Source organism: uncultured Flavobacterium sp., from assembly GCF_963925415.1.
Lineage (GTDB): Bacteria > Bacteroidota > Bacteroidia > Flavobacteriales > Flavobacteriaceae > Flavobacterium.
The window spans coordinates 1-5,590 of sequence record NZ_CAWUTS010000025.1; the positions used below are offsets into that span (position 1 = coordinate 1).

At 27.4% G+C, this 5,590-nt stretch carries 7 protein-coding genes; 1 reads left to right on the forward strand and 6 read right to left on the reverse strand.

The annotated features are described in order from the left end of the window. The 6 genes from AABM47_RS01645 to AABM47_RS01670 all read right to left on the reverse strand — a co-directional run. Positions 1-169: glycosyltransferase (locus tag AABM47_RS01645; RefSeq protein WP_338409187.1), on the reverse strand; the 169-nt coding region annotated here is incomplete at its 3' end. Then, the gene (locus AABM47_RS01650; RefSeq protein ID WP_338409181.1) at positions 169-966 is read right to left on the reverse strand and encodes a hypothetical protein; all 798 of its coding nucleotides are present in this window, start codon (positions 964-966) and stop codon (positions 169-171) included. The genes AABM47_RS01645 and AABM47_RS01650, both read right to left, overlap by 1 nt. Before the next feature lie 12 nt (positions 967-978). Further along, positions 979-1,527 carry a methyltransferase domain-containing protein gene (locus tag AABM47_RS01655; protein ID WP_338409182.1) on the reverse strand — a complete coding sequence of 183 codons (549 nt, stop codon included), beginning with the start codon at positions 1,525-1,527 and terminating at the stop codon, positions 979-981. Further along, on the reverse strand, positions 1,514-2,668 hold the full coding sequence (locus tag AABM47_RS01660; protein ID WP_338409183.1) for a glycosyltransferase family 2 protein: 1,155 nt from the start codon (positions 2,666-2,668) through the stop codon (positions 1,514-1,516). The genes AABM47_RS01655 and AABM47_RS01660 overlap by 14 nt, the downstream gene beginning before the upstream one ends. Before the next feature lie 2 nt (positions 2,669-2,670). Continuing rightward, positions 2,671-3,627 (reverse strand): hypothetical protein, encoded by a 957-nt coding sequence (locus tag AABM47_RS01665; RefSeq protein ID WP_338409184.1) that lies wholly within the window; start codon positions 3,625-3,627, stop codon positions 2,671-2,673. Between the two features lie 318 nt (positions 3,628-3,945). Beyond that, the gene (locus tag AABM47_RS01670) at positions 3,946-4,629 is read right to left on the reverse strand and encodes an ATP-binding cassette domain-containing protein (protein ID WP_338409185.1); all 684 of its coding nucleotides are present in this window, start codon (positions 4,627-4,629) and stop codon (positions 3,946-3,948) included. Between the two features lie 174 nt (positions 4,630-4,803). Between AABM47_RS01670 and AABM47_RS01675 the strand changes: the two genes are divergently transcribed. Then, the coding region (locus tag AABM47_RS01675; protein ID WP_338409186.1) for a tetratricopeptide repeat protein at positions 4,804-5,590 on the forward strand (787 nt) is incomplete at its 3' end.

Consider the following 5,590-nt stretch of genomic DNA (forward strand, 5'->3'; position numbering starts at 1 on the left):
AACAGTTTTTTAGAGTGCTTATCTTTAAATTTTCTTCAACATATTGAGTACTACCATCATCTAAAACTAGAATTTCATAATCAATTTTTAATTTATTGACTTGACTAAATAATTCAACAACTAAAGGGAATACGTTATGATTGTATGTTGGTATTAATATAGATAACATTAAACCGTTCGTTGTATTACTTCAAAAACAGAACTGTCTTCACATTTCAATGTTTTTGAAGGAAACTTCATAATTAAAGCATAATCATGTATAGCCATAATAATTGTTTTTCCGTTTCCGTTTATTTTTTTTAATACATTAATTGATACTAATAAAATTGCTTCAGCAATTTGTTCAATATTTTTAAAGCTTTTAGACAAAGTTGGGTAAAAAAAATGAATCTTTGAGTTGTCTAAAGTTACTGTAAAATCTATATTTTCCTCAATAAACTCAGGTTTTGAAACAATAATATTGTTTATATTAAATAGTTGTTCAAATTCCTTTTTTATCCAATGTTGTTGTACAAAAATAGCATTATTTTTCTTAATATTTAATTTAAAAAGATATTTATATAATATTGAAAATATACCAATTTTATAGTCAAATTTCCAATCTTTTAATGAAGCTTTATAAAATACGGTTGGGTGATGGCAATACACAAATCTTTTTTGAGCTACAACGTTTGGACTTACATCATGTAAAGACAACCAAATGTCTGGTTTTGTTTTTTTGGAAAGTTTTTTAAAATAGAAATATTCGTAATAAATTCTAAATAACCAATTTTTTTTAGATTTTGGAAATGAAATATACTCAATATTAGGATAATTAAATTTGGATGCATCATGAACCAAAGCAATTACATTAAGGTTGTTTTTTGCAGCATATTTTGATATTTTTTGCAAGCAATTGTCTAAAATGGTAAAAATTCCACCTTCTACCATATTAATTCCAGATATAACAATTGTTTTAGTAGTCATTCTTTTACTTGTTTACAATTTTTCAAACACATATAAAATATTTAAACCTAATTCAAAACGTTTTTCAACTATTAAATCAAAACCGTTTTTTGTAAAAATAGTTTTTACTTCTTCTCTATCAAAATCTTGGTGATGTTCCAAATCCATTCCGTGTATTAATTTAAAAAAAAGTAAAACATTTAGAATAGAATCTACTTTTTTGGTCGGAATTGTAATAATAACTCTACCTTTCGGATACAATAAATCACTAAATAATTTAGGATACGTAGCTATTTGATTAATAGGTATATGTTCTAAAACAGCCAAAAGTGTAATTGCATTATATTTTTTTGAAATTTCAAAATCTTGAGGGAAATACCCAGGATGTAATGTATAATTGTTGGTTACAATTTTTTCTTTCAAAACATTGTCAATTCCATCGCCAGTAATTTTTTTTGTTTTCAAAATATTTTTAAACAATTCGCCATTATGGCAACCAATATCTAAAATAGACAATCCAATAATGTGTTTTTTGGCTTGTCTAATACGTTCTTTTTGAAGGATGTAATCAATTTTTTTCATTTTTTAAATCTAATATGCTAAAGAAAAAACTAAATAAAATTATCTGAATTCCCACTACAATTAGTGAAACAGCAGGTATAATAATTCGCATAGTTTGTTTCACATGCAATTCTTTATAATTATGTTGTTGCCATATATGAAGTCCATAGAAACTCAAAATAAAACCAATAATTGTTAATACAAAACCAATGATTAATCCTTTTTCGAGTTGAATATATTTAAAAACAGTATCATATCGTTTGCTTTTTGGTAATAATTGTTGGGTAATACCAAAAACTTTGGTTAAGCCATAAAACATAACGAACTGAAATCCAACAATTGTAAAGCTTGATGAAAATAATAACGTATGAATATCAAAAACAACATTGCCGATTTTTATAGGTTGAACCAGTAAAAGCAATGAAACTAAACTACCAAAAAATATCATTATAAAACCAGGAATTAAAAACAACCATTTTGGACTAAAAAGCAACAAAAAACGCAAATGTCTCCAGCCATCGCTCCATGTTTTTAAATGAGGTTTTCTAGTTCTTCCGTCTGGTTTTAAAGTAGTTGGAACTTCAACAATTTTTAATTTTTGCATTGATGCGTTTACAATCATTTCAGATGCAAATTCCATACCTGTGGTTTTTACATTTAGTTTTTGATAGGCTACTTTGCTAATTCCTCGCAAGCCACAATGAAAATCGTTTATTTTTATTTTAAAAAATAGTTTTCCTAAAAAAGATAAAATAGGGTTTCCTAAATATTTGTGCAAAAAAGGCATGGCACCTTTTTCTATGCCGCCTTTAAATCGGTTTCCAATTACCAAGTCATTTCCGTCTCTTAATTTTCCAACAAATAATTGCAAATTACTAAAATCGTAACTGTCATCAGCATCCCCCATAATCATATAAGCGCCATTTGCTGCCTCAAAGCCGCCTTTCAAAGCGTTGCCATACCCTTTTTTGGGTACTGAAACAACTTTTGCACCATTAGCAATAGCAATTTCTTGCGAACCATCGGTGCTGCCGTTATCTGCAATAATTACTTCGCCATTTATTGCGTTTTGTCTTAAATAATTGTTTGCTTTTTTTATGCAAATTTCAAGAGTTTCTGCTTCATTTAAACAAGGCATTATTATAGATAATTCTAATTTCATACTTAAATTTTAACAGATTTTTTTTCTAATAAATAAACTATTATTACCAAAAATATCCAATGATTATAAAAAATATAGCGATCAATAATGGGTTCAACAATAGCAACTAGCAACAAGTTTAATAAAATCAACAAACTAAATATTAGTAAAAGTAAATTTATGTTTGATTTTGTTTGAATAAACCCAAATAAAGCAATACCAAATAAAACAATAAAGGTTACCAAAAAACTAATCGAAAAAAAGCTAACATACATATTTTTAAAAAGCAATGAAAACCAATCTACAAAATGTGCTTTTAGTAACGGAAAAGTAATAGCAAATGTAATTTTGTCGTTTTTAATAACTCGCTGATCAATAGACTCGTTTTTAAAAAAAGTTTCGCCATAATTGCTCAAAGTTTCATTGCAAATTACCCCAAAATTATCGTAATAAAATGTAAAATCGTATGTTCCTGTTTGCAATTGCGATTTTAATACTTTTTCTTTTTCTAATTGCTTATAAATGTATAAAAAATATTTTTTTTCTAAATCATTTTTAAATAAAATAGAATCTTTTTCTTGTGATACAAACATTGGCACTGCAGCTAATTGAATACCTGTCCAAGGAGTAGATGTAAAATGATTGTGTTGTATTTTATGATATGTCTTGTCTGATAAAATGCTTAAAATTGGCACAGAAATTACTAACAATAAAGCAATAAGCACATTTTTAAATGCAAGTTTTTTTTGATATTGTTTTAATAAAACCACGAATAGTAACAATGGAATTAAAAACAAAAACTGCCCTCGAATGTTTATAAGCAAAAACAAAATAAATGCTGCCCAAAAATACTGCTTATAGGTTTGCGATTTTGCTAAAATGAGATTAAAAAAAACACTCAAAAAAAGCAAATAAAAAGCATAAGATAAACCTTCCGATAGTATTGAATTTGCTACCTTATTTTGAAAAAAAACGGGCATTATTAAGACTAAAAATAAAAAAAATAAATATAAAGAATTGCTAAATAAATAGTTTTTAATGGTTTTTAACAGAAAAAAAACACCTATTAAAATAAAAATAAGCTGTGTAAACACTACATAATATAAATAATTTATACCAAAAACAATCTTATGCATTGACAAAAAAAGTGGATATCCAAAACTTCTGATTAAAACAACCTCCATGTATCCATACGAATCGGGGTATAGAATGTAACCAGATTTGTAAACAAACAAAAAAGTTATTATACAAACAAAAAAGTAGGCGAAATTTATAGTTTTTGTTTTATTAACCATAATTTAAACCGTTCGTTGTATTACTTCAAAAACAGAACTGTCTTCACATTTCAATGTTTTTGAAGGAAACTTCATAATTAAAGCATAATCATGAGTTGCCATTATAATTGTTTTTCCGTTTTCGTTTATTTTTTTTAATACATTCATGATCTCTACAGAGGTCTGAGGGTCAAGATTGCCAGTAGGTTCGTCAGCTAAAATTAACTCGGGATCATTCAATAATGCTCTGGCAATAGCAATACGTTGTTGCTCACCACCTGAAAGCTGATGAGGCATTTTATGCGCTTGCGACATCATGCCTACTTTGTCCAAAACATCTTCTATTTGCACATCCATGTCAGCTTTTATTTTCCAGCCAGTTGCTTTTAAAACAAATACTAAATTTTCTTTGATGCTGCGATCGGGTAATAATTTAAAATCTTGAAAAACAACTCCTAATTTTCTTCTTAAAAAAGGAATTTCATTTTCTTTTAAAGTTTTTAAATTAAAGTCAACAATATGCCCCTCTCCTTCAGTTAAGGCTAAATCTCCATAAAGTGTTTTCAGAAAGCTGCTTTTTCCAGCACCTGTTTTCCCAATAAGGTAAATAAATTCGCCACGTTTAATTTCTAAGTTAACATTGTTTAAAACAATGTTTTGATCCTGAAAAACGGCTACATTTTGTAAGCTTAAAATAACTTCAGACATATTTGATTGGGGTTTAATTTGTAAAAGTAATCATAGTTACGTTATATTCAAAATCGTATGAATCAATTCTGCAATATAGTTAAACTTGTTTAAAACCTTGTTCACAATATAAACCTTGGTTTAATCGTTGTTGTCTATATATATCTTATATTTGAAACAATAAATATGAATAAAATGAAGCTTTCAAAACACCTATTTTTCTTTTTTATTGTTTTTCAAACCTCATTTGTTTTAGCACAGCAAACAACAATTTACACACACGATTTAAAAGAATTTGACCTCGCTGTTGGGTTGTTTAATGATTCACAATATCAATCTGCACAAATTATTTTTGACAAAGTAATTAAAAATGGTATAAGCTCAGATGTAAAAGCCGATTGTGTTTATTATAGCGCCAATTGTGCTATTCGTTTAAATCAAAATGGTGCCGATCAATTGATGGAAAATTTTGTAGAAAATTACCCCACTAGTACCAAACAAAATCAAGCTTTTATTGAGGTAGCACATTATTATTTTGCACAAAGTAATTTTCCAAAAGCTTTAAAGTATTTTGATAAAGTAAACGAAAACGGCTTAACCATTTATGAAAGAGAGCAGTTTAATTTTCAAAAAGGATACGCGTATTTTACTGCAAAAAATGTTAAAAGTGCTACATTATATTTCAACAAAGTACTTAACTCTAAAGAATACGGAAATCAATCCAAATATTATTTAGGTTACATGGCATATGAAACCGATGATTATAAAAATGCGAATGATTATTTTGATAAAGTTTCAGATCAAGATCGCTACAAAGAAAAAATGGGCTATTTTCAAGCGGATATGAATTTTAAATTAGGCAATTTTCAAAAAGCAATCGATTTAGGTGAAGCACAAATGCCAATATCAAAAGCGATTGAAAAAAGTGAATTGTCTAAAATTATAGGTGAAAGTTATTTCAATTTAAAACAATATGACCAAG